Origin of the sequence: Nesterenkonia xinjiangensis, from assembly GCF_013410745.1 — a bacterium.
In the GTDB taxonomy this organism is placed as follows: Bacteria; Actinomycetota; Actinomycetes; order Actinomycetales; family Micrococcaceae; genus Nesterenkonia; species Nesterenkonia xinjiangensis.
Window position 1 is genome coordinate 3,342,835 of the sequence record NZ_JACCFY010000001.1, and the last position, 26,010, is coordinate 3,368,844.

At 68.1% G+C, this 26,010-nt stretch carries 18 protein-coding genes; 10 read left to right on the forward strand and 8 right to left on the reverse strand.

Going from position 1 to position 26,010, the window contains the following annotated elements; all coding sequences use genetic code 11:
• Nucleotides 1-6 precede the first annotated feature (6 nt).
• The 5 genes from HNR09_RS14985 (at nt 7) to HNR09_RS15005 (ending at nt 8,673) form a co-directional block, all read left to right on the forward strand.
• Entirely contained in the window at nt 7-1,650 is a 1,644-nt protein-coding gene (locus HNR09_RS14985) for an ABC transporter permease subunit (protein WP_179542759.1), read from the forward strand.
• Nucleotide 1,651: 1 nt separating this feature from the next.
• The gene (locus HNR09_RS14990) at nt 1,652-2,551 is read left to right on the forward strand and encodes a sugar ABC transporter permease (RefSeq protein WP_179542760.1); all 900 of its coding nucleotides are present in this window, start codon (nt 1,652-1,654) and stop codon (nt 2,549-2,551) included.
• A gap of 8 nt (nt 2,552-2,559) precedes the next feature.
• Nucleotides 2,560-4,491, forward strand: coding sequence for a glycoside hydrolase family 13 protein (locus HNR09_RS14995; RefSeq protein ID WP_179542761.1), 1,932 nt, complete (start codon nt 2,560-2,562; stop codon nt 4,489-4,491).
• A gap of 246 nt (nt 4,492-4,737) precedes the next feature.
• On the forward strand, nt 4,738-5,199 hold the full coding sequence (locus HNR09_RS16540; protein ID WP_343047563.1) for a DUF6504 family protein: 462 nt from the start codon (nt 4,738-4,740) through the stop codon (nt 5,197-5,199).
• Between the two features lie 45 nt (nt 5,200-5,244).
• A complete protein-coding gene (locus HNR09_RS15005) occupies nt 5,245-8,673 on the forward strand; it encodes a DNA polymerase III subunit alpha (protein ID WP_179542762.1) in 3,429 nt (1,142 codons plus the stop codon).
• On the opposite strand, the gene HNR09_RS15010 is transcribed toward HNR09_RS15005, so the two are convergent.
• A complete protein-coding gene (locus tag HNR09_RS15010) occupies nt 8,598-8,996 on the reverse strand; it encodes a DUF779 domain-containing protein (protein ID WP_179542763.1) in 399 nt (132 codons plus the stop codon). The two genes, HNR09_RS15005 and HNR09_RS15010, sit on opposite strands and share 76 nt — an antisense overlap.
• A gap of 97 nt (nt 8,997-9,093) precedes the next feature.
• Nucleotides 9,094-10,617, reverse strand: a complete 1,524-nt coding sequence (adh, locus tag HNR09_RS15015; protein WP_179542764.1) for an aldehyde dehydrogenase — start codon at nt 10,615-10,617, stop codon at nt 9,094-9,096.
• Nucleotides 10,618-10,937: 320 nt separating this feature from the next.
• On the opposite strand from adh, the gene HNR09_RS15020 reads away from it, so the two are divergent.
• Both HNR09_RS15020 and adhP read left to right on the forward strand, forming a co-directional pair.
• Nucleotides 10,938-12,149 carry a sigma-54-dependent transcriptional regulator family protein gene (locus HNR09_RS15020; protein WP_179542765.1) on the forward strand — a complete coding sequence of 404 codons (1,212 nt, stop codon included), beginning with the start codon at nt 10,938-10,940 and terminating at the stop codon, nt 12,147-12,149.
• Nucleotides 12,150-12,252: 103 nt separating this feature from the next.
• Nucleotides 12,253-13,284, forward strand: coding sequence for an alcohol dehydrogenase AdhP (gene adhP, locus HNR09_RS15025; RefSeq protein ID WP_179542766.1), 1,032 nt, complete (start codon nt 12,253-12,255; stop codon nt 13,282-13,284).
• Between the two features lie 147 nt (nt 13,285-13,431).
• On the opposite strand, the gene HNR09_RS15030 is transcribed toward adhP, so the two are convergent.
• From HNR09_RS15030 to HNR09_RS15040, 3 genes are all read right to left on the reverse strand, one after another.
• The gene (locus HNR09_RS15030; protein WP_179542767.1) at nt 13,432-13,830 is read right to left on the reverse strand and encodes a VOC family protein; all 399 of its coding nucleotides are present in this window, start codon (nt 13,828-13,830) and stop codon (nt 13,432-13,434) included.
• 85 nt (nt 13,831-13,915) lie between these two features.
• Nucleotides 13,916-14,893, reverse strand: a complete 978-nt coding sequence (locus HNR09_RS15035; protein ID WP_179542768.1) for a heme o synthase — start codon at nt 14,891-14,893, stop codon at nt 13,916-13,918.
• A gap of 160 nt (nt 14,894-15,053) precedes the next feature.
• Nucleotides 15,054-17,135, reverse strand: coding sequence for a DNA gyrase subunit B (locus HNR09_RS15040; RefSeq protein WP_179542769.1), 2,082 nt, complete (start codon nt 17,133-17,135; stop codon nt 15,054-15,056).
• Nucleotides 17,136-17,419: 284 nt separating this feature from the next.
• Here HNR09_RS15040 and HNR09_RS16265 point away from each other — a divergent pair, with 284 nt between their 5' ends.
• The gene (locus tag HNR09_RS16265) at nt 17,420-17,641 is read left to right on the forward strand and encodes a DUF7455 domain-containing protein (RefSeq protein WP_246348888.1); all 222 of its coding nucleotides are present in this window, start codon (nt 17,420-17,422) and stop codon (nt 17,639-17,641) included.
• A gap of 271 nt (nt 17,642-17,912) precedes the next feature.
• Here HNR09_RS16265 and HNR09_RS15045 read toward each other — a convergent pair whose 3' ends face one another.
• From HNR09_RS15045 to HNR09_RS15055, 3 genes are all read right to left on the reverse strand, one after another.
• Nucleotides 17,913-19,322 carry an RNA polymerase sigma factor gene (locus HNR09_RS15045; RefSeq protein WP_179542770.1) on the reverse strand — a complete coding sequence of 470 codons (1,410 nt, stop codon included), beginning with the start codon at nt 19,320-19,322 and terminating at the stop codon, nt 17,913-17,915.
• A 350-nt stretch (nt 19,323-19,672) separates the two neighbouring features.
• Complete coding sequence (locus HNR09_RS15050; RefSeq protein WP_179542771.1) at nt 19,673-21,127, reverse strand: DUF4192 family protein; 1,455 nt, start codon at nt 21,125-21,127, stop codon at nt 19,673-19,675.
• A 99-nt stretch (nt 21,128-21,226) separates the two neighbouring features.
• A complete protein-coding gene (locus tag HNR09_RS15055; protein ID WP_179542772.1) occupies nt 21,227-22,324 on the reverse strand; it encodes a PAC2 family protein in 1,098 nt (365 codons plus the stop codon).
• Between the two features lie 393 nt (nt 22,325-22,717).
• On the opposite strand from HNR09_RS15055, the gene HNR09_RS15060 reads away from it, so the two are divergent.
• Both HNR09_RS15060 and lpdA read left to right on the forward strand, forming a co-directional pair.
• The gene (locus HNR09_RS15060; RefSeq protein WP_179542773.1) at nt 22,718-24,307 is read left to right on the forward strand and encodes a leucyl aminopeptidase; all 1,590 of its coding nucleotides are present in this window, start codon (nt 22,718-22,720) and stop codon (nt 24,305-24,307) included.
• A 239-nt stretch (nt 24,308-24,546) separates the two neighbouring features.
• Entirely contained in the window at nt 24,547-25,926 is a 1,380-nt protein-coding gene (gene lpdA, locus HNR09_RS15065) for a dihydrolipoyl dehydrogenase (RefSeq protein WP_179542774.1), read from the forward strand.
• Nucleotides 25,927-26,010: the final 84 nt, after the last annotated feature.

A 26,010-nucleotide genomic window follows, 5' to 3' on the forward strand; every position in this document is an offset into this window, starting at 1 on the left:
TCCGTGATGACCACCACCTCTCCCGCCCCTGAGAAGTCCCCGGCGGCCGCGGAACACCCCCGCGGCCGCCGGCCCCCCGGGAGGAGGCATCGGCAGGCCGAGCGCCTGGCCGAGGCCGCCTCCGTGGGATGGAAGCTGCTCGTCGTCAAGATCCTGATCCTCGGCGCGCTCAACGCCGTCGCCGTCTACGCGGCCCTGGTGCTGTTCGCCAGCGACCAGCCGCTGGTCGGGGGCGCCGTCGTCGTCGCGGGGATCCTCATCTCGTGGATCTACTTCCGCCGCGGCGGACTGCCGGCGAAGTACCTGCTTCCCGGTGTGGCGTTCCTGCTGATCTTCCAGATATTCATGGTGCTGTACTCCGGGTACGTCGCCTTCACCAACTACGGCACCGGACACAACAGCGACAAGGACGACGCGGTGCACGCGATCATGCTGCAGAACCAGGAGCGCGTGCCGGACTCCCCCACCTACTCGCTCGCTGTGGCGGAGCGCTTCGGTGAGCTCTCCTTCGTGGTCACCGACCCGGCAGGCGATGTCTTCATCGGTTCCGCGGAGCAGCCTCTGGAACAGGTCGACGGAGCCGTGGTCGATGCCGGGCGCGTGGTCGACGTCCCCGGACATGACGTCCTGGACTTCGCCGAGGTGCTCCAGCGCCAGGGGGAGATCACCCAGCTGGCGGTGCCCTTCAGCGAGGACCCCAATGCGGGCATGCTCCGCACCCAGGATGCGCAGTCGGCCTATCTCTACACCTCTCGGTATGTCTACGACGCCGAGGCCGACACCATGACCAACTCAGACACCGGGACGGTCTACGCCGACGCCGGTGAGGGCGCGTTCAGCTCCCCGCAGGGTGAGGAGCTGATGCCGGGCTGGCGGATCCACGTCGGCCTGGACAACTTCGTGCGTGCCGCCACCGAGCCCACGATCCGTGGCCCGCTGCTCTCGGTGACGATCTGGACCTTCGCCTTCGCGTTCCTCTCGGTGGCGACGACCTTCGTCCTGGGCCTGTTCCTGGCGATCGTGTTCAACGACGCCCGGATGCGAAGCCGCAAGTACTACCGGCTGATCATGATCCTGCCCTACGCCTTCCCCGGGTTCCTCTCCGCACTGGTCTGGGCAGGCATGCTGAACCAGGAGTTCGGCTTCGTGAACAACGTCATCTTCGGAGGCGCCCAGATCCCCTGGCTGACCGATGCCCTCCTGGCGAAGGTCTCGATCCTGCTGGTGAACCTCTGGCTGGGGTTCCCCTACATGTTCCTGGTCTGCACCGGCGCGCTGCAGGCGATACCCGACGAACTCACCGAGGCCGCGCAGATGGACGGCGCCAGGCCCTTCCAGGCCTTCCGGATGATCAAGCTGCCCCTGCTGCTGGTCTCCCTGGCACCGTTGCTGATCTCGGCCTTCGCCTTCAACTTCAACAACCTGACCCTGGTGTACATGCTCACCGGAGGCGGGCCCCGCGATCTCGACGCCGGCATCAACGTCGGTGCCACCGACATCCTCATCACCCTGGTCTACAAGGTGGCCTTCGTCGGTGCCGATCGAGACTATGGGCTGGCCAGCGCCTTCGCGATCATCATCTTCCTGCTCGTCGGCACCGTCTCGGTGATCGCCTTCCGGCAGACCAAGTCACTCGAGGAGCTGAACTGACATGAGTATCGACACTGACAGCGCCCCTCGCCCCCTCCGCACCGGCCGGCCCATCCGCGTCTGGATGCGCCAGACCGGCTGGCGTCATCTCGTCGGTGCGGTGATCGTGGTCTTCTCGATCTTCCCGCTGGTCTACGTGTTCTCCGCCTCGCTGAACCCCGGCGGCACGCTGATCACCGCCAACTCGCTGTTCCGGAACATGAGTCTGGACAGCTATGTCGAGCTGTTCGACCGTCCCCAGCAGCCCTACGCCGCCTGGTTCGGGAACACGCTGTTCATCGGCCTGACCTCCTCGGCGGGAAGCGTGCTGCTCGGCGCACTGGCCGCCTATGCGTTCTCCCGGATGCGGTTCACCGGACGGCGGGTCGGGCTGATCACCCTGCTGCTGGTGCAGATGTTCCCGCAGCTGCTGGCGATGGTCGCGATCTTCCTGCTGATGCTTTCCATCGGGGAGATCTTCCCGGCCATCGGGGTGAACAGCCAGATGGGACTCATCCTGGTGTATCTGGGCGGGGCGCTGGGGGTGAACACCTATCTGATGTATGGGTTCTTCAACACGATCCCGCAGTCCATCGATGAGGCCGCACGCATCGACGGCGCCGGTCACGCCCGGATATTCTTCACCATCATCCTGCCGCTGGTCTCTCCGATCCTGGCGGTGGTGGCGCTGCTCTCGTTCATCGCGACCACCAACGACTTCGTGGTGGCCTCGGTGCTGCTGATCGACCCGGACAAGCAGACTCTGGCGGTGGGGCTGTACCAGTTCATCTCCCAGGAGACCTCGCAGAACTGGTCGATCTTCGCCGCGGGCGCGGTGCTGGCCGCGATCATCCCGGTGGCGCTGTTCCTGGCCCTGCAGAAGTACATCATCGGTGGACTGACCGCCGGAAGCGTGAAGTGAGGAGACCCATGCCAGCACCCGCCCACCCGTCCCCGCCTCCAGCCGACCTGCTCCCCCATCACGACGGCTCACCCCTGCACGTCTCGGACGACGCCCCCGCTCTGGGCGAGCGCGTGCGGGTGCGGCTGCGCGTGCCGGAGGGCTTCGGCCCGCTGGAGGCGGTCATGGTGCGGTCCAACCCGGACCGCGAGCCGACCTGGGACGAGGCCGAGCCGCTCGGTGCTGCGGGCGGCTGGCAGTGGTGGGAGGCCGAGGTCACTGTGCACAACCCCCGCCACGGCTACCGCTGGCTGCTGCGCGGCGCCGGCCGTGTGCACTGGCTGAACCAGTCCGGTCTGCACCCCGGGGAGGTCCGCGACGCCGATGACTTCGTCCTGCTGGCCACCCCGGCGGCTCCGGCCTGGCTGGCAGAGTCGGTGATGTACCAGATCTTCCCGGACCGGTTCGCCCGGTCCGCAGAGGCCGCGGATCGTGAGGCTCCTGAGTGGGCGATCCCGGCCGCCTGGGAGGACCCGGTGGCCCCCGTGATGCCGTGCAGGAGTCAGCAGCTCTACGGCGGTGACCTCGACGGGATCGTGGAGAAGCTGGACCATCTGGCCGAGCTCGGAGTGGACCTGATCTACCTGACGCCGATCTTTCCGGCGGCCTCGAACCATCGGTACGACGCGGCGAGCTTCGAGCGGGTGGACCCGCTGCTCGGCGGCGATGAGGCCTATGTGCGCCTGGTCCGAGCCGCCCACGCCCGAGGCATGCGGGTCATCGGGGACCTGACGAGCAACCATTCCGGGGATCGCCACGAGTGGTTCCAGACCGCTCTCGCCGATCCTGGGGCCCCAGAGCGGCAGTACTACTACTTCGCCGAAGACGGCTCCTACGAGTCCTGGCTGGGCACGCCGTCACTGCCGAAGTTCGACTGGTCCTCCGAGCAGCTGCGTGAGAGGTTCATCCAGGGGACGGACTCGGTGGTCGCCCGCTGGCTGCTGCCGCCCTTCGAGGCCGACGGCTGGCGGATCGATGTGGCGAACATGACCGGACGGCTGCGCGACGTCGACCTCAACGCCGAGGTGCGGCAGATCCTGCGCCGCACCATGGAGAAGGTCAACCCGGACACCGTGCTGCTGGCCGAGTCCACCAATGACGCCACTGAGGACCTGCAGGGAGACGCCTGGCACGGGGCCATGACGTATCCGGCCTTCACCCGACCGCTGTGGTCCTGGTTGAGCGATCCCACCGGGGAGCCCTGGACCACTGCGGAGGGCTCCCAGCGCACCGAGCCGTGGTTCTTCGGCCTGCCGCTGGGCGGGATCCCGAAGATCACCGCCGCGGAGTTCGCCCAGGCGGTGACCCGGTTCTCCGCCGGGATCCCGTGGCGGATCCGGCTGGGGAACATGCAGCCGCTGAACACCCATGACACCGCGCGGTTCTCCACGCACGCCGCCGAGGGGGCCATGCCGCTCGCGCTGGGTCTGGCGATGACCCTGCCGGGGGTGCCGGTGCTCTTCGCCGGGGACGAGTTCGGGCTCACCGGGGCCGACGGCGAGCTCAGCCGCACTCCGATGCCCTGGGGTACGGAGTCCCAGCCGGAGGTCGCCGAGCGGCTGCGACTGTGCCGGGAGCTGGTCGGTCTGCGCCGCGGTCATGAGGTGCTGGCCCGCGGCGGGATGCGCTGGGTCCACGCTGACGACGACGCCGTGGTGTTCCTCCGCGAGTCGTCCCAGGAGAGCCTGCTGGTGCTGGCCACCATGGCTGAGCGTGAGGTGGAGCTTCCGGTGGTGGCCGTGCCGGGGCTGGCGGCGTCCGGCGGTCAGCGGGACGAGCCGGCGGTCTCGCGTCTGACCGGTGAGTCCGTGTGCGGCCTCTCCGGCGAGACGATGCGGATCTCCGCCCTCGGCCCGTCCTTCACCGTGTGGCGGCTGCCCGGGGTGCCCGCTCCGCGCTGAGCGTTGCGCCTGCCGGCGGTGTCGGAGAATGACTCCGGCACCTCGGCAGGCGCCTTCTGGCGGTGTCGCACGCCCGCCTGCCTCGCATGTCAGCGGTCCGTCATAGCCTCCCTTTGTATTCGAAACTGTGTTCGAACTACGATGGAGGGGCGAGAGGCGGTGCCTCGCTCCCCGCTCGCTCCTTCCCATCGTCAGCGAACACTGCACCTGCGCGCCCTCGGGCGCTGGACCTAGGGAGTAGAGCTGATGAGCACCACCTCGACCACCCCCGCCCTTCCCGGCGTCGTCCGCCTCGTCGCCCCGGAGGAAGCTCGCCGCCTCGCCGCCGCGAGGAGCCAGAGCGCCGCGAGCCGAGCCTCTGGCTCAGGATCCCGGAACGATGCAGCCGTCATCCCGCTGTCGCGGGCCCTCACCGAGGAGCTGACCGTCGAGTGCGACGAGACCGGCATCCCGCACCGGCTGTGCTGGCGGGATCGCTGGCATGCCGTCGTGGAGGAGCCGGTCCGCTGGTTCGAGCGCCGTCGCTGGTGGCTCGAGGACGCCCGGGTCGAACGCGGTCGCGGCGCAGGGGTCGTCGACCATGAGATCTGGCGGCTCCAGATCCGCCTGGAGGCCGCCTCCCGGGCCGTGCCCCGCACCGTCGACCTGAGCCGTCACGCCGGCTCCGGACGATGGCGGCTGCTGAGAGTCCACGATGCGGCGGCCTGATCTCACCGCCCCTGACCGGCTCACCCCATCTCGGGGAGCACGCTGATGGGTGGGTTCGTGCATCTCGACGTCGCCTCCTCCTTCAGCGCCCACTACGGTGCCAGCTGGCCGGAGGACCTGGTCGCGGCGGCTGCCGCGGACGATGCGGGCGCCATCGCCTGCGTGGACCGGGACGGCCTGTACGGGGCGATCAAGCATGTCACCGCCTGCCGCGTCCACGACGTCTCCCCCATCCTCGGGGTGAACCTGCAGGTCATCGAGGAGCTCCCCGACGGCGGCCTGGCGGACCGCGGACGGGTGGTTCTGCTCGCCCACGGTTCGGCGGCCGGGTATGCGGCGCTGTGTCGGGCGGTCTCTGCCGCCCATCTGCGGGACACCGGCGCAGGGCCCCGCCTCGGCCTCTCTCGGCTGGTGGAGCTGGCCTGCCCCGCAGGGGTGCGGGCCGTGGCCTCCGGAGAGGCCGATCCGGCACTGTTCGTGCTGCTGGGGCCGGAGAGCGACGTCGGCACCGCTGCGGCCACCCGACGCTACGCCCAGGCCCGAGGGCTGCTGCACGGCTGGCGATCGGCCCTGGGGGCCGCCCCGCTGCGGATCGAGGTGGTCTCCCACCTCGCCCCTCCCGGAGAGGCGCTCTCCACCGCCCATGCCGCGCGGATGCTCGCGATCGCCGAGGACTGTGCAGTGGACCCGGTGCTGACGAACATGGTGCGCTTCGCCCAGGAGGACGACGCCACCACCGCCGATGTGCTCGACGCGGTCCGGGTGCTCTCCAGTCTCCACGTCACCGAGACCCTGCAGCCCAACGGCCAGGGCTGGCTCAAGCCTGCCCGGACGATGGAACGACTGGCCGGGGAGATCTGCGCGTCCAGCTCGGCGGCACGCATCGACGCCGTGGACCTGCTCGAGCACACCCGGGCGCTGGCGCAGCGTTGCCTCCTGGACCCGGTGGCGCACATGAGCTTCCGCGTGCCGAAGGTCCCGGAGGCCCGGGTGATCGGGCTCGGCCGGCAGGGGCGGTGCACAGATCCGCGCCGCGAGCTGCGCCAGCGCTGCGAGGCCGGGCTCACCGCGCGGTTCCCCCGGCTCTCCTCCTCAGCCGCCGCGCAGGTGAGGGGGCGGTTGGAGCATGAGCTGACGATCATCGAGGATCTCGGCTTCTCCAGCTACTTCCTGACGGTCGCAGAAGTGGTCGAGATGGTCGAGCAGATGGAGGTGCGGGTCTCGGCGCGCGGCTCAGGGGCCTCCTCTCTGGTGAACCATCTGCTGCGGATCAGCGCGGTGGACCCGATCGAGCATGATCTGATCTTCGAACGTTTCCTCTCACGACGCCGTTCCACCCTGCCGGACATCGACATCGACGTGGAGTCGGCCCGCCGCCATGAGGTCTACCACCGGATCTTCGAGCGGTTCGGTGGTGAGCGCACCACGCTGATGAGTATGCAGAACAGCTATCGGATCCGCGGAGCCGTGCGCGACGCCGGCCTCGCTCTGGGACTGCCGGAGGAGGAGATCGCGCAGATCGCTGAGACCATGTGGCGCTTTCCGGCCAGTCGGTTCCGAGAGGCGCTGGCGGAAAAGCCGGAGCTGCGCACCCTGGCCGCCCGGTTGGACTCCGAGCGGTCGCAGGGGCGCCAGCAGCTGGACCTGCTGGTGGATCTCACCGAGCGGCTGGACCGGCTTCCCCGGCATATCTCCACCCACCCCTGTGGGGTCATCCTGGGCGATGAGCAGCTGCTGGACCTCACGCCGGTGCAGCCCTCCGGCGTGGACGGACTGCCGATGAGTCAGTTCGACAAGCACGACATGGACCCGATGGGTTTCCTGAAGCTGGACGTGCTGGGGGTGCGCATGCAGTCCACCATCGCCTACGCCCTGCAGGAGGTGCGGCGCACCACCGGGGAACGGATCGAGCTGGAGGCGGTGGACCGCGACGACGAGGCGACCTATCGACTCATCCAGTCCACCCACACTTTGGGCTGCTTCCAGATCGAGTCTCCGGGGCAGCGGGAGCTGGTGGGCAAGCTGGTGCCACGACGCTTCTCCGACCTGGTGGTGGACATCTCGCTGTTCCGACCGGGGCCGATGGGGTCCGGCATGGTGACCCCTTATCTGGAGCGGCGGCATGGTTTCGAACAGGTGGCCTCCCCGCACCCGGACCTGGCCGACGTGCTGGCCGAGACCCACGGGGTGACGATCTACCACGAGCAGGTGCTGCGCATCTTCGACACGATGACCTGCTGCGGACTGGCCAAGGCCGATGAGCTCCGCCGTGCACTGGGCGGCGAGACCCATGACACGGTGGAGACCTTCTTCCGCACCCGGGCCGCAGCGCGCGGGTATGCCGACGGGGTGATCGAGGAGGTCTGGGAGATCCTGGACAGCTTCGGCTCCTTCGGCTTCTGCAAAGCACATGGGGCGGCCTTCGCGGTCCCGACCTTCGAGTCTGCCTGGCTGAAGACCCACCATCCGGCGGCTTTCCTCGCCGGGCTCTTCGAGCATGATCCGGGCATGTATCCGCTGCGGCTGCTGGTGGCCGAGGCCAGGCGTCTGGGAGTGCCGCTGCTGGGCATGGACGTCAACCGCTCCACCCGGCACTATGTGCTGGAGGAGTTGGATGAGCCGGCCGCAGCGGGCATCCGCATGGCGCTGACCAGCCTCAAGGGAATCAGCGAGGCGGAGATCGACAGGATCGTGGAGGCCCAGCCCTTCGACTCGCTGGCGGACCTGCGGGATCGGGCGCGTCCGAAGCGTCCCACGCTGCGCGCACTGGCACAGGTGGGGGCCTTGGACTCACTCATGCCCGGGGGCCTGGGCCGACGGGGGGACCTGATCGCCGCCGTCGCGGACCGGACCCGGGCGCGGGTCTCCTCGCCGCGACGCCGGGAGGTGGCCGGCCAGCTGCCGTTGCCCCTCCCGGACGTGGAGGTCTCCTCCCTGCCGGAGACGCATCCCTCCCCCACCAGGGAGGAGCTGATCAGTGACGAGCTGCGACTGACCAGCATCGACGTCACCGGCCATGTGATGGAGAACCATCGGGCGGCGCTGGACCGCTTCGAGGTGACCCGGGCGGAGGACCTGCTGGGGCTGCGCAGCGGCTCCACTGTGCGAGTGGCCGGGATCCGGGTGGCCACCCAGACCCCGCCGATGGCCAGCGGGAAACGGGTGGTGTTCATCAGTCTCGACGACGGCACCGGCTGCGCCGACGTCGCGTTCTTCGAGGAGGCCCAGAGCAACGCCGGGGAGATCCTCTTCACCGCCCAGCTGATGCTGGTGGAGGGCACGATCCGCCGCACCGGACCGCGGGCGGTGAGCATCCAGGCCGCCGACGCCTGGGACCTGCGGCGTGAGGACCACCTGGAGCGGCTGCGGCGACGCACTCCCCCGGCCCGGCGGAGGGCTCAGCCGGTGCGGACCGGCTCCAGATCCTGGGACTCCTCGTCGGTGAAGAGGCGGGAGCGGATCACGAACCGGTGACCGGTGGGCCCTTCGATGGAGAAACCCGCCCCACGGCCAGCGGTGACGTCGATGGTGAGGTGGGTGTGGGACCAGTACTCGAACTGAGCCTGGGAGATCCACACCGGGACAGGTTCGCCGGTGCCGGCGTCGAGTTCGCCGAGCAGCACATCCGAGGAGCCGGTGAGGAAGGTCCCCTGGGTGTAGCACATGGGGGCGGAGCCGTCGCAGCAGCCTCCGGACTGGTGGAACATCAGCGGCTGGTCATGCTCTGTGCGGAGGCGGCGCAGCAGGGCTGCGGCCTCCTCGGTCAGGGCGACACGTGCATGGGGCATCGTCCTCATTCCCTTCTCCTGGTGGGGCGTCCTTGGGACGGAGACGCCCGCCGCCCGGGGCTCCCCCGGCGGCGGGCCGTCATCCGGCTCTGTGGCGACCTGCTGATCAGAACAGGCCGGCAGCTCCTTCGGAGTAGCTGACCAGCAGGTTCTTGGTCTGCTGGTAGTGGCCCAGCATCATCGCGTGGTTCTCCCGGCCGATGCCGGACTGCTTGTACCCACCGAAGGCGGCGTGGGCGGGGTACTGGTGGTAGCAGTTGGTCCAGACCCGTCCGGCCTGGATCTCCCGGCCCGCGCGGTAGGCGGTGGCACCGTCGCGGGACCACACCCCGGCTCCCAGTCCGTAGAGAGTGTCATTGGCGATGTCCATGGCATCCTGGTAGCCGGAGAAACCGGTCACCGAGACCACGGGGCCGAAGATCTCTTCCTGAAAGATACGCATGGAGTTGCTGCCGCGGAAGATCGTCGGTTGCACGTAGTATCCTCCGGAGAGATCCCCGCCGAGGTCCACCTGCTCGCCGCCGAGCAGCACCTCCGCGCCCTCCTGCTTGCCGATGTCGATGTAGGAGAGGATCTTCTCCAGCTGATCGTTGCTGGCCTGAGCGCCGATCATGGTGCTGGTGTCCAGCGGGTCGCCCTGCACGACCTTCTTGGTGCGTTCAACGGCATCGGCGAGGAATCCGTCCATGATGGTCTCGTCGATCAGGGCGCGCGACGGGCAGGTGCAGACCTCACCCTGGTTGAGAGCGAACATCGTGAAGCCCTCCAGGGCCTTCTCATAGAAGGCGTCCTTCTCCCGGGCGACGTCGGAGAAGAAGATGTTGGGGCTCTTGCCGCCCAGCTCCAGGGTGACCGGGATGAGGTTCTGGGAGGCGTACTGCATGATGAGCCGGCCGGTGGTGGTCTCTCCGGTGAAGGCGATCTTGCGGATCCTCGGGCTGGAGGCCAGTGGGGCTCCGGCCTCGGCGCCGAAACCGTTGACCACGTTGAGCACCCCGGCCGGCAGCAGGTCGGCGATCAGCTCGGACAGCACCAGGATGGATGTCGGCGTCTGCTCGGCGGGCTTGAGCACCACCGTGTTGCCGGCGGCCAGCGCGGGGGCGAGTTTCCATGTGGCCATCAGCAGCGGGAAGTTCCAAGGGATGATCTGGCCGACCACGCCCAGCGGTTCGTGGAAGTGGTACGCCACGGTGTCGCCGTCGATCTCACTGATCCCGCCCTCTTGGGCGCGGATGGCGGAGGCGAAGTAGCGGAAGTGGTCCACGGCCAGCGGCAGGTCGGCGGCCAGGCACTCACGCACGGGCTTGCCGTTGTCCCAGGTCTCGGCCACCGCGAGCATCTCCAGGTTCTCCTCGATCCGGTCGGCGATGCGGTGGAGTACCAGCGCACGCTGGGCGGCGGAGGTCCGGCCCCAGCCAGGAGCCGCCTGGTGTGCGGCGTCGAGGGCGAGCTCGATGTCCTCGGCGTCGGACTGAGCGATCTCGGTGAAGGTCTTCCCGGTGACCGGGGACGGGTTCTCGAAGTAGCGTCCTTTGACCGGGGCGACCCATTCGCCGCCGATCCAGTTCTCGTACCGGGCTTTGAAGCTCACCAGGCTCTCGGGGTGGCCGGGCTGCGCGTAGACGCTCATGGGGACTCCTTCGTCAGGGATGGCATGTCAGAGCTGTGTCACCGCCAGATCAGTCTCGCCACGAGGAGCACGCCTCCGTCGGTGAGCCGGCACCAGTGACATTGACCCAGCATGTGAGCTGATTCACACAGTGATGACGCTAATGGACGGGCCGTTGCATCGACGTTGCAGCTCCGCCCCGGATGGAGAGGCCTCGCCGCCTGGGTTCATGGCCTATCCTGAAAGTCGATCCCATGTGTGCTGTATCACGTACACGACAGCCGGTGAACCGTTGCCCGATCCGCGGCGGAGTATTGACGATGCGCCCCTCAGGAGGCTCCATGATGCGTGAGGCCGTCCCCGACGAGCCGCAGACATGGGAGGCGCTGCCCCCGATGCTGCGCGAGTCGTGGCGTCGCTCCTCGGGATATCTGAAGGACCCGGGTCATGCGTCGCCGCCCATCGACCTGTCTGAGTCTGACCTCCCGGGCGCCCGCCGGGAGCACCCGCTGTCGGCTGCGATGCCGGTGTTCGACCGTCTGCTGATCCAGCCGGCGCGGGACGCAGGTCTCATCGTCGCCGTCGGAGACGCCCAGGGGCGACTCCTCTGGGTCGACGGCGATCGCCCGACGCTCCGCCGTGCTGAGTCCCAGGGATTCCAGGCGGGGGCCAATTGGTCGGAGCGAGCGATCGGCACTTCTGCGCCTGGCACCGCACTGGCCAGCGGCCGGGCCGTCAAGGTGGATCAGGAGCAGCACTTCGCCGTCGCGGCGCACCGATTCTCCTGCTCCGCGGCTCCGGTCCACTGCCCACACACCGGCGGACTGCTCGGCATGGTGGACATCACCGGAGGACGAGAAGCGGTGGCCACCCATTCCCTTCCGCTGGTCGTCGCGGCGATCGCCGCGGCCCAGGGGGAGCTGCGCTCCACCGCGGCAGGGCAGGGGCTGCCGCGTCTCATCACCCTGGGCCAGGAGTCCCCGTCCCTCGCCCGGGGCCCCGCCTCGTGGCGCCTCAGCCCCCGACATGCCGATCTGCTCGTGCTTCTGGGCTGGGAGACCGGAGGACCCCGGGGCCGAGCCGAGGCGGGAATGAATGCCGCCCAGCTGGCCGAGGACCTCTTCGGCGAACCCGGGCACGAGGTCTCCCTGCGCGCCGAGGTCAATCGCCTGCGCCGAGTCCTGACGCAAGTTCCCGCCCCGGAGCCCGGCCTGACGCTGCTGTCTCGCCCCTACCGGCTCTCACAGCCGCTCCCCCTGGATGCGGTGGACGTCTACGAGGCGCTGCGCCGGGGCGACCGGGCCACGGCACTGGACCTCTATGCCGGAGACCTCCTCCCCCGGTCCCAGTCCCCCGGCATCACCCGCATCCGGTGGGAGCTCTCCGCCATGCTTCGCGAGGCCGTGCTGCAGGACGGCTCCCCCCTGGAGATCTGCCGCTACCTGCAGCTTCCCGAGGCGCGCGGCGACGAGGCCGCCCTCCGGGAGGCTCTGCGCCTGCTGCCTCCGGACTCTCCCGAGCGAGCCCTGCTCGTGGCGCGTTCCACCACGTGAGCCTGGGCATCCGCCTGAGGCGCCGAGCGGCGCAACTCCCCTGCAACCTCAGTGTGAATATCGTCACATGTGCCATCATCGGACGAACACACGAGGAGTGACGATGAGCACCATGACAGCAGCAGTCGTCGAACAGTTCGGCACCGAGCTGAATGTCCGTGAACACGATCTGCCGGAGCCGGGCCCCGGGCAGGCCCTCGTGAAGCTGCAGGCCTCGGGCGTCTGCCACACCGACCTCCATGCCGCGGAGGGGGACTGGCCGATCAAGCCCACCCCGCCGTTCATCCCCGGCCATGAGGGCGTGGGCGTCGTCGAGAAGGTCGGCCCCGGCGTGACCGAGGTGGAAGTCGGTCAGACGGTCGGGAATGCGTGGCTCTGGAGCGCCTGCGGGGCCTGTGAGCACTGCCGCACCGGATGGGAGACCCTGTGCGAGCAGCAGATCAACGGCGGGTACGCCGTCGACGGCTCCTTCGGGCAGTACATGCTGGTCGACGCTAAGTTCGCCGCGGCGATCCCCGACGGAGCAGACCCCTTCGAGGTCGCTCCGGTGCTCTGTGCCGGAGTGACGGTCTACAAGGGCCTGAAGGTGACCGGGGTGCGGCCCGGTCAATGGGTGGTGATCTCCGGCATCGGCGGTCTCGGCCACCTGGCCGTCCAGTACGCCGTGGCCATGGGGATGCGCGTCATCGCGGTGGACATCGCCGACGACAAGCTCGCCCTGGCGGAACGGCATGGGGCGGAGATCACACTCAATGCTCTGGGGGCCGACCCGGCCGAGGAGATCCAGCGCCGGGTGGGAGGGTCCCATGGCGTTCTGGTGACTGCGGTCCACCCGGATGCCTTCCGCCAGGCCATCTCGATGACTCGTCGAGGTGGGACCATCGTCTTCAACGGCCTACCGCCGGGCGAGTTTCCGGCCCCGATCTTCGACATCGTCCTCAAGGGGCTGACGATCCGCGGCTCGATCGTCGGAACGCGTCAGGACATGGTCGAAGCTCTGGAGATCTACTCGCGGGGCAAGATCCATCCCACGATCTCCACACGCCCGCTGGGAGACATCAACGCCGTCTTCGACGAGATGCAGCACGGCAAGATCGACGGCCGCGTGGTCATCGACTTCCAACAGGCCGGCTGATCCCCAGGTGACGCCCTCCGGGTCGGTCTCGGCCGCCTGGCGTGGGGGTGGTGGACTCGGCCAGTCGCCATCCCACGGTCGCCGGGCCGTCCGGGCCGATCCCGGATCAACTGGAGCAGTCCTGGCCCGCTCCGTGGGCTCTGGGCCTCACTGTTTGCGGGAGGAGAGGACGCAGAACTCATTGCCCTCCGGGTCTGCCAGCACGGTCCAGGTGGCGTCATCCGGAGCGCCGACGTCGACGATCCGGGCTCCGAGGTCGAGCAGCCGCTCGATCTCGGCGTCACGGTCATCGCTGATGTGTGGTGCGAAGTCCCAGTGGAGCCGGTTCTTGGTGTTCTTCTCGTGCCCCACCGGCACGAAGAGCATGCCCGGAGGCACGCGATGGAAGTCGAGGATCTCCACGAAGTCCTTCGCCCAGGGCGGCAGGACCGCGGCTTCCTTCTCCGTCTCGAAGGCCACGTCCCAGCCCAAAGCCTCAGCCCACCACCGGGCCAGAGCTCGGTGGTCTCTCGCCTCGACGACCGTGGAATACCAGCGCAGAGACATCGTCCTCCCTCCCCACCATGCCGCCGGTGGCTGCTCTGCCGCCGAGGCAGGCGCCGTCGCACGGGGCGGCGGCTGGAAGTTCAGGCTAGCTCATCAACGGGGCGCCGATGAAGGGATCGAGGGCCAGGCCCACGAAGAGAAGCGTGAGATACATGATCGACAGGTGGAAGACCTTCATGGCCTTCTTGTCGGTGAGCGATTCCCGCTGAGCCTGACGGTGCAGCACGTGACACTCGTAGAGGAACCAGCCTCCGGAGACCGCCGCGAAGGCGGTGTAGGTGATGCCTGCCCAGCCCATGGGGATCAGCAGCAGTGAGCAGACCACCGTCGCCCAGGCGTAAAGGACGACCTGCACGGAGACGGTCTTGGCAGTGGCCACGGCGCCGAGCATGGGGACGTCGGCCGTCTGATAGTCGGTGCGGTACTTCATGGACAGTGGCCAGTAATGGGGCGGGGTCCAGAGGAAGATGATGAAGAACAGCACCAGCGCGGGCCACTCGACGCTCTCGCGGACCGCGGCCCACGCGATGAGCACGGGGAAGCATCCGGCCAGGCCGCCCCAGATGATGTTCTGCTCGGTGCGCCGCTTCAGGATGATCGTATAGATGACCACGTAGAAGAACATGGCCGCCGCTCCGAGACCGGCTGCCAGCGGATTGGCGCCGATCCATAGGATGGCGATCGCGACCGCGCCGAGCAACGAGGCGAAGACGAACGCCTCCCACGGAGTGAGCTCCCCGGTGACCAGCGGACGCTTCTTGGTCCGGTTCATGAGCTTGTCCATGTCCCGGTCGATATAGCAGTTGAACGCGCCCGCGGAGCCGGCTGCGCAGGCTCCGCCGACCATGGTGGCGAGAACCAGCCAGAAGTCAGGGAACCCCCGCTGGGCGAAGATCATCGTGGGAAGCGTCGTGACCAGCAGCAGCTCGATCACCCGCGGCTTCGTCAGCGACCAGTAGGCCGCCGCTTTGCGGCGCCACTGCGGCCGTGCCTCACCGGCCGGGTGACCCGGGGTCGGTGAAGAGGCGGGCGGCGCGGGCGCGCCGGAGAGGTTCTGGGTCACGTCTGATGCTCACAATGGGTCAAGGTGCAGTCGCGGTCGGAGCCCAGTCTATCGTCAGATCGCCGTCCCCCGCGCTGTCACGCGCCAGTGAGGCAGAGTATTTCGACACGTTGTAGAAGAACTGGTGGCAGGTGCGGCCCACTGGTGTGCCGGATCCGCCTCAGGCGTCGATACGTTCGCGGTCAAGCGCCTGCGAACCCTCGATGATGAAGTCCTTGCGCGGCGCCACGACTGAGCCCATCAGCAGGTCGAAGACCCGCTCGGCATTCTCCGCGTGCTCCACCCGGATGCGCCGCAGAGAACGGAAGGCCGGATCCATGGTGGTCTCGGAGAGCTGGTCGGCATCCATCTCGCCCAGACCCTTGTAGCGCTGGATGGGTTCCTTGTAGCGAAGACCCTCGGCTTCGAGACGCGCCAGCAGCTGGTTCAGCTCTGCTTCCGAATAGGTGTAACGCACTTCGTTGGGCTTCTTTCCGGCGTGCACCACTTCTACTCGGTGCAGCGGAGGCACGGCGGCGAACACCCGCCCCTCCTCGATCATCGGTCGCATGTATCGGAAGAAGAGCGTCAGCAGCAGGGTGCGGATGTGGGCACCGTCGACGTCGGCGTCGGTCATCAACACCACTTTGCCGTAGCGCGCGGAGTCCACATCGAAGGTCCGGCCCGAACCGGCGCCGATCACCTGCAGCAGGGCGGCACACTCGGTGTTGGAGAGCATGTCCGAGACGGAGGCCTTCTGCACGTTGAGGATCTTGCCCCGGATCGGCAGCAGAGCCTGGTAGTCAGAGGAACGGGCCAGCTTGGCCGTGCCCAGCGCGGAGTCCCCCTCCACGATGAACAGCTCGGTGTTCTCCACGCCTTTGGACCGACACTCCACCAGCTTCGCCGGCATCGAGGAGTTCTCCAGGGCGTTCTTCCGACGCTGGGTCTCCTTGTGCATGCGCGCTGAGATGCGCGACTTCATCTCCGAGACGACCTTCTCCAACACGGCGGTGGCCTGCTGCTTCTCCCCGCGCTTGGTGGAGGTCAGTCGTTGGCCGAGCTCCTTCTCCACCACCTTGGAGACGATCTGCCGTGCCGCGGAGGTCCCAAGGATCTCCTTGGTCTGGCCCTCGAACTGGGGCTCGGCGATGCGCACCGTCACCACGGCGGTCAGCCCGGCCAGGACGTCGTCCTTCTCGAGCTTGTCATTGCCGGCCTTGAGCCGCCGGGCGTTGGCCTCCACGTTCTTGCGGAAGGTCTTCAGCAGCGCCTGTTCGAATCCGGTGAGGTGGGTGCCGCCCTTCGGTGTGGAGATGATGTTGACGAAGCTTCGCACGTTCGCGTCATAGCCCACGCCCCAGCGCATCGCGATGTCCACTTCGCAGTCCCGCTCGACGTCCTGCATGTGGCTCCGGCCGTCATCGCCGATCACCGGCACACGCTCGGTGAAGCTCCCCTGACCCTGGATCCGCCAGATCTCGGTGACGGGGGAATCGGTGGACAGGAAGTCGACGAACTCCCCTATCCCGCCGTCGTACTGGAAGACCTCCTCCGAGGGAGTCTCCCCGCGCTGATCGCGCACCGTGATGCGCAGCCCTGGGATGAGGAATGCGGTCTGCCGGGCGCGATTGCTGAGCTCCTCATCGTCGAAGCGTGCATCCGGGGTGAAGATATGACGATCCGCCCAGTATCGGATGGTGGTGCCGGTGGTGCCCCGTTTGGCCTTGCCGACCACTTCCACCGGGGAGCCCTCCGCCGCCGGCGTGAAATCGGCATCCGGGTCCGCCCTGCTGCCGGCGAAGATGCCCGGCTCGCCGCGGCGGAAGGACATCTGGTAGACCTTGCCGCCACGCGTGACCCGGGCGTCGAGCCGCGCGGACAGCGCGTTGACCACCGAGGCGCCGACCCCGTGGAGTCCTCCGACGGCGTTGTAGGAGCCACCGCCGAACTTGCCGCCGGCGTGGAGCTTGGTGAAGACCACTTCGAGCCCGGAGAGGCCGGTGCGAGGCTCCACGTCGACGGGGATGCCTCGGCCGTCGTCGGTGACCTCCACCGAGTCGTCCTGATGCAGGACGACGGTGATGGTCGAGGCGTAGCCCGCCAGCGCCTCGTCCACCGAGTTGTCGATGATCTCCCAGAGACAGTGCATGAGACCGCGGGAGTCGGTGGAGCCGACGTACATCCCCGGTCGCTTCCGGACCGCTTCCAGGCCCTCGAGCACCGACAGATGCCGAGCGTCGTACTCGGATCGCTTTGCCACGGATCTCCTCCTGCTGGACTCGGGTCGCGCACCGTCTCGACGTCGCAGCATCTCGCCTTCGCGGCGACGGCGCGTGCCGCATAGGACACAGACATTGCAAGCCTATCCGGCGGAACCTCACACTGCCTTCAGAACCGCCGCAGGACCGTCGTATCCGTCCAGATGGGCCGCTCACCGCGTACGCGGTGAGCGAAAGGCCCGGGAAACGGGCGGTGGACTGCGAATGAAACGGCCCCCGGCATGGTTGTATAGGTATCTACCATTCACGTGAGGAGGCGAAGAGCATGACCGGCACGACTGGGACACTCGAAGCACACCCGAACACTCTGACTGCCCTCGACCGCTGCGACCGCTGCGGAGCACAGGCTTATGTGCGAGCGGCTCTCTCCTCCGGCGCCGGTGTTCTGCTCTTCTGCGTTCACCACGCACGTCATGTGGAAGAGACGCTGCGTCCACAGACCTCTGAGTGGGTCGATGAGTCGGCCCGCCTTGCGGAAGCGCGCTGAGGCGCGGTACCCGCGATCATCACCACTGCATAGGTTCGGCGACCTCGATCGCCGGCACAGGCGAAGGGCCCGGAGGATCATCCTCCGGGCCCTTCGTCGTCTGCATGTCGTCAGTCAGATCGTCTTTGTCTGCAGGGAAGTTCGTGACAGTCCTGCTGGGGCGCGCAGGCGCACCCCAGCAGCTGACGTGATGATGATCGGGCCTCTTCAGCCGGAGCTCCGGACCGCTCTCGCGTGCCGGGGCTCCACGGTCAGGGCGCGTCGCCGATGCTCAGTCGAGGTAGTCGCGGAGCACCTGCGAGCGGCTCGGGTGACGCAGCTTCGACATCGTCTTGGACTCGATCTGTCGAATGCGTTCCCGGGTGACGCCGTAGACCTTTCCGATCTCGTCTAAAGTCTTCGGCTGGCCGTCGGTGAGGCCGAATCGCATCGCCACGACACCCGCCTCACGCTCGGCCAGGGTGTCAAGGACGGAGTGGAGCTGCTCCTGCAGGAGCGTGAAGCTCACCGCATCGGAGGGGACCACTGCCTCGGAGTCCTCGATGAGGTCACCGAACTCCGAATCCCCGTCCTCACCCAAGGGGGTGTGCAGCGAGATCGGCTCGCGGCCGTACTTCTGGACCTCCACGACCTTCTCGGGCGTCATGTCCAGTTCCTGGGCCAGCTCTTCCGGCGTGGGCTCCCGCCCGAGGTCCTGCAGCATCTGTCGCTGGACGCGGGCCAGCTTGTTGATGACCTCGACCATGTGGACCGGGATGCGGATGGTGCGAGCCTGGTCGGCCATCGCGCGGGTGATGGCCTGACGGATCCACCACGTCGCGTAGGTCGAGAACTTGAAGCCCTTCGTGTAGTCGAACTTCTCCACTGCGCGGATCAGGCCCAGGTTGCCCTCCTGGATCAGATCCAGGAACAGCATTCCGCGGCCGGTGTAGCGCTTGGCCAGAGAGACGACCAGACGCAGGTTCGCCTCCAGCAGGTGGTTCTTCGCTCGGCGACCGTCGGCGACGATGAGCTCCATGTCCCGGCGCAGCCGCCGATCGGCGATCTCATCCTTGGCGAGCTTGTGCTCAGCGAAGAGACCGGCCTCGATGCGCAGCGCGAGGTCCACCTCCTGGGCCGCATTGAGCAGCGCCACCTTCCCGATCTGCTTGAGGTAGTCCTTGACCGGATCTGCGGTGGCTCCGGCGGACACGACCTGGACGGCGGGAGCGTCGTCGTCATCGGCGTTGGAGATGACGAAGCCTCGGCCTCGCGTCTCCTCCTCCTCGGCGTCCTCGCCCTTGGCCGCCTTCTTGGCGTTCTCGAGGATCGCCTCGGCGTTGCCCTGGTCGCCTGTGGCGGCGGCGACCTTCTTGGCGACCTCTTCCTCGTCGCCGTCCTGGAGGGCCTTGGCCACGGCCTGCTCGAGCACCTCGGTCGGAGCGGCCTGCTCCTGCTCCGCCTCGGCGAGGACCTCGTCGACGGGGTCCGCGGCCTTCCTGCGCCCGCCGGTCTTCTTGGCGGGGCCGTTGGTGGCGGATCTCGCGGTGGACTTCTTCGCAGTGGAGCTCGACTTCTTGGCCGCGGCGCTGTCGCCAGGCGCGGAGGTGCGCGAAGCTGAACTCCCGCTGGCAGCGGAGGACTGCTCCCCCTCTGTCGCGGCTGCGTTCTCTTCGGTGGACTTGGACGCAGTAGTGGGCACGATGACCTTCCGACTCGGACGTGTGAAGGCGATGGGCTGACCCAGGGTCAACACACCTATGACCCTGTCAACTCCATGGCCTCGCTCACGCTGACCGTCCCGGCGGCCTCCGACCGTCTCCCTGAGGGAACTGGCGGCGCCGATCTGCCGGTACGTGGCGAGCGACCTGACGATGGTTGCAGGGTCTCAGCAGGGCACAACGCCAGCCATCTCCGGATCATTCCCGCCCGCCGCAAATAAATTCCCAAGAATTCTCCTGCCGGATGCCCGAAGACCTTCCCCAGCTCTCCTCGGTCGCTGAAGACCAGGCCCCAGCTCGGCTCCCGCCCGACGAAGCTGCCGCCTCACCTTCACGTCCCCGTGCGGGAGATACCCCAGGAGTGTTCCCTGACCATCGCCCAGGGGCAGATCCGCCCGATGCCTCGGTCTGTCTTCCTCATGCGCCCCACCTGGTGCCCGGGCACCAGGTGCAGGCAACGGTCGAGATAGGCGCCGGAGAGCGTCCCTCTGCCGCGCGCCCACTCGATCCAGGACATCAGCGCCAGTGTCTCAGTCTTCTGCTCGGCCACCAGCATCGGCTGCAGCTGCGAGAGGATCGCCGCCAGGGCATCCAGTCTGTCCCAGCGCGGACGTTCACCGGTCGCGCCCTGCAGTGTCGCATGGAACCTCTTCAGATGAGCCTCGATGAGCCGCCGCTGGTCCTCGATGCTGGCCGCCGTCGCGCCAGCGCCCTCCCGGCAGGGTTGGGCGTGCTCGGCCCAGCGCCGAGCCAATGCCGTCAGACGTCCTTCCGCGCCCGCATCCTCTCCGGCCGCTCCTGGGACGTCGCGGCAGGCCCGGATCACCTCGTGGCCCAACGCCGCCACATCCAGCCCGTCTGCGGCGAGCACGAGCACCGCATCGGGAACGTCTCCCTGGGAGAGGGACCCGACCATCATCGACAGCTGGTCGCGATGTTCATCCGCCCATGCCTCGATCCGCTCGGACTCGTCCCCGGCTGGCAGGCCGGGCCTCTCCGGCGGCTCTCGGCCTTCCCGCTCACGGACCTCGTCCTGGATCATCTGATCCCAGACCCACAGGGCCTGCTGTGCTCCCTGGGAGTCGGCGACGTCCAGGCCGAGGTGCGCCTGTTCAGCCGCCACAGCATCGACGGTCTGATCCGAGGGAGATGCCGCCGGAGCGAGGAAGTCGTCCACCACCTGCCGTGGGGTGCGCAGGATCCGACCGCGGTAGACCATATGCGCATGCAGGACGCTGGCTGCCGCGGCCTGGACGTCCTGCCCGGGATAGGCGCAGCACCGGGAGTCGAGGCAGTCATAGTCCCGGATGTGTCCGTCGCCCACCCACCAGCTCTGCTCCACGTGGATCTCGTGCTGATCGCGAAGCGCCGCCGTCAGTGAGGCATGCAGGGCCGCGTACGGGCGCAGGGAAGGGTCATCCCAGGTGGGCGGAGCGGGTGCCTCCCCGACGAACAGATAGATCACCGCGCCATCGGGCCTGGGGCTGACCCGCGGGCCGGCCAGGTGGTCGCAGACCCATTGCGCGAGTCCCTCCGGATGGTCGGCGCCGGCGCGCAGGTCGATGCGCAGGTGCGCTCCGACGCGCGTGCCATGGAGTCCGACGACGACGAGCGAGTCCTCGGGCAGGAAACCGAAGGTGTGCTGCACCAGAGCCAGGGCGTCGCCAGCGCCCGAGATGCTGATGACCTCCTCCGGCGTGTCGTCCGGCGAGCCGGAGCCAGGCGGAGGCGATGTGCGGTTCCGGGTGGAGGCGAGGTCGTCCGGGCGGTGGCTGTATGTGCTCATGACGCCAGTCTTGAGTGCACACACGGCCGCGGCCAGGGCCTCCAGGTGGTCTGTGGAGAGGGCCGCGTGTCGCGCTGGGACCACGTCAGCTGTGGAGGATCAGAACAGGCGTGGCAGGCCTTCGCCGGAGGAGGTGTCGTCGTCCTCGGAAGAGTCGCCACCCATCCCCTCGGGCGTGGTGTCCTCGGGCATGGTGTCCTCTGGCGTCGGCTGAGCACGCAGGAACGCCTCCACTGCGGCACCGAGCTCCTCGGCGTCGGGGACGGCGTCGTCCTCATTGACCAGCAGGGATCGCTGCTCAGTCGTGGCGTGCTCGTCGAAAGTCTGCTCCAGCCGGTGCACCAGTCCCTGGATCTCACTGTTGCCACTGACCTGCCGGGTGATGTCTTGGTCGACCATCCGGGCAGACTCCCGCAGCTCATCAGTAGGCAGCATCAGCTCCATGGCGGCGCCGATGTACTCCAGCGCGGAGACTGCGACCTGCGGATACCGACCGCCGGCCAGGTAGTGCGGGACGTGCAGGGTGTACCCGACGACGTCGTGCCCCTCCTCGTCCAGACGCATCTCGAGCACCTGTCCCAGGCCGGCCTCGATCTGCGCGGCGGGGCTCCAGGTGGAGATGCCGGTGATCAGGTCTTTGCGGCTGCCATGGGCCGTCACGCCCAACGGCCGGGTGTGCGGGGCCGGCAGGCCCAACGCGTCCACCAGGACCACCAGGGAGATGTCCAGTCGCTCCACCAGCTCCAGCACCGCCTCGGAGACGCGCTCCCACTGAAAGTCGGGCTCGTCGCCGGTGAGCAGCAGGAACGGCCTTCCGGAGGCGTCGCGCACCTCGTAGAGGTCGAGCTCAGGTCCGTCGTAGTCGGTGAAGCGGTCCTCCAGGAACGTCACACGGGGACGGCGTGAGCGATAGTCGAAGAGCTCATCGAGGTCGAAGCTGGCCAGCAGCTTGTGCGGCAGGCCCCCCAGCAGGGCTTCGGAGAGCTGGGAGCTCAGCGCACCTGCGTCAGTGTGCCCGGCCCAGGAGACCAGCATCGTCAGGTTCTCCGCCGGCCGGGCCGCCCGCGGATCACGCAGCACGAGGTCACCGCCCTGGGCCTGCACGGTGGAGTCCGACTTGCCGGGGCGGGGAAAGCCTCCATGCTCCTCCTCGGGCTCGGTGGGGTGCACATGGAGCAGATCCAGGGGTTCCTTCATGAAGCTGAGGCTCCTCTCCGTGCGATCTCGACACGTCATCCGGGTCCGGATGATCGGCGACGGGGGCCTCCTGCGAGGAGGTCACCCCAGGTGAACACAGATGTAACGACCCCACCGTACGGAGAAATTCCCCGCAAGGGGCGGGCGGCGGCGACCGGTGCGCGCTGGGGTTCGGACCCGGTGACATGCCCGGGCTGACGCGCTCCGCACCGAGGCGCTCATCGCGTGTGTGGGCCCGGTGATCCGCACCCCACGTCAGGGGTGCAGGCGTCAGGATCTCGGATAGGATCGAATCCTGAGGCCGCCGAGGGCTTCCACACACGGGCAGCGCGTCGGCGGATGCATCCACAGAAGATTCGACGTTCCCCGGACCGGGGATCAGACGGGATTCACGTGATCAACGACTTCCAGCCCACACTCTCCGCTGTCGCCACGGCTGTCGAGAAGACCCAGACCGACGCTCTCGTGCTCGGCGTGGCAAAGGGGCCTGAAGGCCCCATCCTCCTGCCGAACCCCTTGGCGGACAAGGCCGCCCGCGGCGTGGCCGACTCGCTGAAGGCCCTCGGCGCCACCGGTGCGGCCGACCAGCTGCTCCGACTGCCCGGCGTCGACGGCTTCCGCAGCGAGACCCTTGTGCTGATCGGCGTCGGCGAGCTGACCGGTGAGCCCACCGGCGGCGTGTCGCTGGAGGCGCTGCGCCGCGCGGCCGGCTCCGCGGTGCGTCAGCTGGGGTCGCTGAACTCGGTGGCCCTGGCGCTGCCCGCATCCAGCCCGGAGGAGGTCGCAGCCGTCGCCGAGGGTGCCGCCATCGGTGCCTACTCCTTCACGGCCTTCCGCAGCTCTGAGGAGGCCCGCGCGAAGACTCCGGTGGAGGAGATCCTCATCCTCACCGATCTCAAGGACCGTCACACGAAGTCGGTGCTGGACCGCGCGGCCGTCGTCGGCTCCGCCGTGCGCGCCACCCGCGACCTCGTCAACGCTCCTCCGAGCCACCTCTACCCCGAGACCTTCGCTGATCTCGCCGCCGACCTGGCCGGCCGCACCAAGGCACCGGCTCAGAACGGCTCCACTACCAAGGCTCCGAAGCTCGGGGTCAAGGTCTGGGAGGAGAAGGACCTCGAGAAGGGCGGCTTCGGTGGACTGCTCGGCGTCGGAGGCGGCTCCTCGCGCGGCCCGCGCCTGGTGCGCATCGAGCACTCCCCCTCCAAGCCTGCGGCCCACGTGGCACTGGTGGGGAAGGGCATCACCTTCGACTCCGGCGGCCTGTCGCTGAAGCCGGCTTCCGCGATGACCACGATGAAGCTCGACATGGGTGGCGCCGCCACAGTGCTCGCCGTGGTCCGGGCGGCCGCCGACCTCGACCTGCCGATCAAGGTCACCGGCTGGCTCTGCCTGGCCGAGAACATGCCCTCCTCCACCGCGCAGCGTCCGGAGGACGTGATCACCATCCGCGGCGGCAAGACCGTCGAGGTCCTGAACACCGATGCTGAGGGTCGCCTGGTGATGGCCGATGGTCTGGTCGTGGCTTCCGAAGAACAGCCTGACGCGCTCATCGACGTCGCCACTCTGACCGGCGCCCAGATGGTCGCCCTGGGGCTGCGCACCAGCGGCGTGATGGGCGAGGAGCAGCTGCGCTCCGCGCTGGTCGACTCTGCTGACTCCGCCGGCGAGAAGGTCTGGCCCATGCCGATCCCTGAGGAGGTGCGCTCGGGCTTCGACTCCGAGGTGGCCGATCTCACCAACCTCGGCGATCGCCACGGCGGCATGCTGGGTGCGGCCGCGTTCCTGCGTGAGTTCGTCGGTGAACGTGCCGACGCCGACCAGGACGTCCTCGACGCCGAGGCGCGCAGGATCCCCTGGGCACACCTGGACATCGCCGGACCGGCCTTCAACGAGAAGTCCGCCTACGGGTACACGCCCAAGGCCGGCACCGGCGTGATGGTCCGGACATTGATCGGCTATCTCGAGAGCCTCTCCCGCTGACCAGTGACGACGCCGTCGGTCCGAGGGGCCAGAGGCCCCTCGGACCGACGGCGTCACAGTTCACGGCACCCGTGACGTCGGTGGAAGCCTCGCACGTTCAAGCGATAGGCTGGCACCCGTGCGCACGGGTGCCGTGCCGGGTCTGCAGGCACGGAGCTGTGTCCGCGGGACTCCCGGTCTCCGCAGCCCGCCGACAACTTCACACCACAAGACTCACGCGACCCAAGGGAGCAACGACCGTGGCCGACCAGCCCCAGGCACAGGAATTCGACGTACTCGTCCTCGGCGGAGGCAGCGCAGGCTACGCCGCGGCGCTTCGCTCGGTGCAGCATGGACTCACGGTCGGTCTGATCGAGCGGTCCAAGCTCGGCGGCACCTGCCTGCACACCGGCTGCATCCCGACGAAGGCCTACCTGCATGCGGCGGAGCTCGCCGACGAGGCCCGGTCCAGCGAGAAGTATGGCGTGAAGACCACCTTCGAGGGCATCGACATGGCCAAGGTCCGCGAATACAAGGACGGCATCGTCGCGGGCAAGCACAAGGGGCTCACGGGTCTGCTGAAGATGCGCAAGGTCACCGTCATCGAAGGTGAGGGCCGTCTGGTCTCGCCGCAGGAGATCGAGGTCGACGGCACCCGCTACACCGGCCGCAACATCGTCCTGGCCACCGGCTCCACGTCCAAGACGATGGGCCTGCCCATCGGTGGTCGGATCATCACCTCCACAGAGGCCCTGGAGATGGACCACACACCGAAGTCGGCCATCGTCCTCGGCGGAGGCGTCATCGGCTGCGAGTTCGCCTCCGCGTGGACCTCCTACGGCACGGACGTCACGATCATCGAGGGGCTGCCCTCTCTGGTCCCCAACGAGGACCCGGCCATCATCAAGAACCTGGAGCGCAGCTTCAAGAAGCGCGGCATCACGTTCAACACCGGCACCTTCTTCAAGGACGTCACGGAGACCGACGACGGCGTCAAGGTCACCCTCGAGGACGGCAAGACCTTCGAGGCGGAGATCTGCCTGGTCGCTGTCGGCCGCGGCCCGGTCACCGAGGGCTTCGGCTTCGAGGAGCAGGGCGTCACCCTTGACCGCGGCTTCGTCATCACCGACGAGCGGCTGCACACCGGCGTCGGCAGCATCTACGCCGTCGGCGACATCGTGCCGGGCCTGCAGCTGGCCCACCGCGGCTACCAGCAGGGCATCTTCGTGGCCGAAGAGATCGTCGGCAACAACCCGGTGGTGGTCGAGGACATCAACATTCCCAAGGTCACCTTCTGCGAGCCGGAAATCATGTCCGTCGGCTACACCCAGCCCAAGGCTGAGGAGGAGTACGGCAAGGACAACGTCGAGGTCACCGAGTACAACCTCGCCGGCAACGGCAAGTCCTCGATCCTGGGCACCGGGGGGCTCATCAAGATGGTGAGCGTCAAAGGCGGCCCGATCGTCGGAGTGCATGGCATCGGCTCCCGCATCGGGGAGCAGATCGGCGAGGCGCAGCTCATCGTGAACTGGGAAGCCTACCCGGAGGACGTCGCCACCCTGGTGCACGCCCACCCGACGCAGAACGAGGCGCTCGGCGAAGCGGCCATGGCGCTCTTCGGGCATCCGCTGCACGGCTGAGCGGCGCCTTTGATCCACCCGGAGAATTCAACACATCTGAGAAGACGCACCACGTCCGCCTGGTGCGACGCATTCAAGAGTAGG